The organism is Chamaesiphon sp. VAR_69_metabat_338 (genome assembly GCF_031423935.1).
Classification (GTDB): Bacteria; Cyanobacteriota; Cyanobacteriia; order Cyanobacteriales; family Chamaesiphonaceae; genus Chamaesiphon.
Window position 1 is genome coordinate 1 of the sequence record NZ_JANPGM010000212.1, and the last position, 1,939, is coordinate 1,939.

At 47.2% G+C, this 1,939-nt stretch carries 1 protein-coding gene and 1 pseudogene; both read right to left on the minus strand.

The window, feature by feature from the left end:
• Positions 1–242 precede the first annotated feature (242 nt).
• Positions 243–1,400 carry a carboxynorspermidine decarboxylase gene (nspC, locus tag RMO84_RS06255; RefSeq protein ID WP_310487613.1) on the minus strand — a complete coding sequence of 386 codons (1,158 nt, stop codon included), beginning with the start codon at positions 1,398–1,400 and terminating at the stop codon, positions 243–245.
• A 197-nt stretch (positions 1,401–1,597) separates the two neighbouring features.
• A pseudogene (locus RMO84_RS06260) lies at positions 1,598–1,939 on the minus strand (hypothetical protein); the annotation flags it as partial.

A 1,939-nucleotide genomic window follows, 5' to 3' on the forward strand; every position in this document is an offset into this window, starting at 1 on the left:
ATGCTGATGTCGTTGAATACTTGAGCACTAACGCTAAAATTTTAGGTGTCCTCAAGTCTGAACGCACCAGACATCGAGAGCGAGATGCTCTTTCTACTCTGATTTGGGGTGAGTCATAATGTTTAAGTTGACACCACTGCCACGAGGGGCACCCCTACAGGTTAATTGTGTAGGGGTGCCCCTCGTGGGTACCCTGGATCTGAACTAAGCAATAGAATATTGAAACTGCTGCACCAGGTGAATTAACCCAATCTCGATCGATAATCCTCGTACCCAAATTCTCGCCAGAGCGTGAAGTTATTTTCTTTATCGATATGGCCGATCGCGGGATGCATGACACCATTAAACATCGAAGATTTGACCATTGTATAGTGCATCATATCTTCAAAGATCAGTCGATCGCCGATGGCTAAGTTGCGATCGAACGCATAATCGCCTAAAAAGTCACCAGCCAGACAACTAGAGCCGCCCATCCGATAACGAGTATCGCCAGCTTCTGGCTCTCGTGCGCCGCGAATTACGGGCTTATAAGGCATTTCGAGACAGTCGGGCATGTGGGCGGTAAATGATAGGTCTAACATTACATTTACCACTTCATCTGTCGGAATTAGATCCAAGATTTTGCCGGTCAAAAATCCGGTTTCCCAGACGATCGCCGAACCTGGTTCCATCCATAATTGAATGTGCGGATGGCGATCGTGGAAAGCATTGAGCACCGCGATCGCATGTTCGACATCGTAATCTTTGCGGGTCATCAAATGGCCGCCACCAAAATTCAACCATTTGAGTTGTGGTAAAAACTTGCCAAATAATCGCTCGATATTCGCGATCGTTTTTTCCAAAGCAAATGAATCGCTCTCGCATAAATTATGCGATAAAAATCCGTCTATTCCTGCCGGTAAACTATCTCCCAAATATGCGGCGGAAACTCCCAACCGAGTCGAGGGCTGACAGGGATTGTAGAGCGCGGTTTGGACTGGTGAATACTCGGGATTGATCCGCAGTCCTGCCGAAGGTTTGTTAGGCGTATGGGCGGCAACCCGATCGCGAAATCGCTCCCACTGACCGATCGAATTAAAGGTCATGTGGGATGCGAGGGGTAGAATCTCCGGTACATCTTCATCCCGATAAGCTGGCGAATAAACATGCACCTCGGTACCAAATTCTTCTGCGGCTAATCTGGCTTCCCACAGCGAGCTAGCCGAAGCCCCCTTGAGGGTGGTACGAATCTGCGGGAAGCTATGAAACAGTGCGTAGCCTTTGAGCGCGAGCATGATCCGAATCGGAACTGCGGCTTGGACTCGATCGAATATGGCGAGATTTCGGGCTAGCAGTTCTTCTTCTAGTACGAAGCAAGGCGATGGAATAGTGGCTAAAATTGCGTCGCGATCTTGGTTCATGTTTACTCAAATGGTTAGTGACAGGATTTACACCGATTAGATCCTAGTATCTTGGTGGATTGTTTTGGATACTTTAAGTATGAAAAATTTATTTACTCGATTGTTTATCTTCAGAACTCTAGTTGATATCGATCGAGAGAGCAATTCCAGCAAAAATTCTCTAAGCAACTAATACTTCTATCGTTAGCAACTTAATACTAACTTGGTGGTAATTCGCCCAATTGCTGCCGATATAATTCTAGCTGTGCTTCTAGCTCTTGCGATCGTTGCGTCTCTCGATCTGCACGTTGAGATTCTGCTTCAGCGCGTTGAGATTCTGCTTCAGCGCGTTGAGATTCTGCTTCAGCGCGTTGGGCTTCTACTTCAGCGCGTTGCGCTGCTGCTTCAGCGCGTTGCGACTCACGATCTGCGCGCTGCGCTTCTGCTCCGGTTTGTTCGATCTGCTGTTGTAGGGCAATATTTAACTCCTCTAAAGGCGATAACCTTACGCCATTATCTAGCCGATAAAAAGTGATAATTTTATCTTCGACAACCAGACG

What these genes read in the sequence shown, in the direction of transcription:
- nspC (WP_310487613.1), bottom strand. Translation starts at nt 1,400, where the DNA reads ATGAACCAAGATCGCGACGCAATTTTAGCCACTATTCCATCGCCTTGC.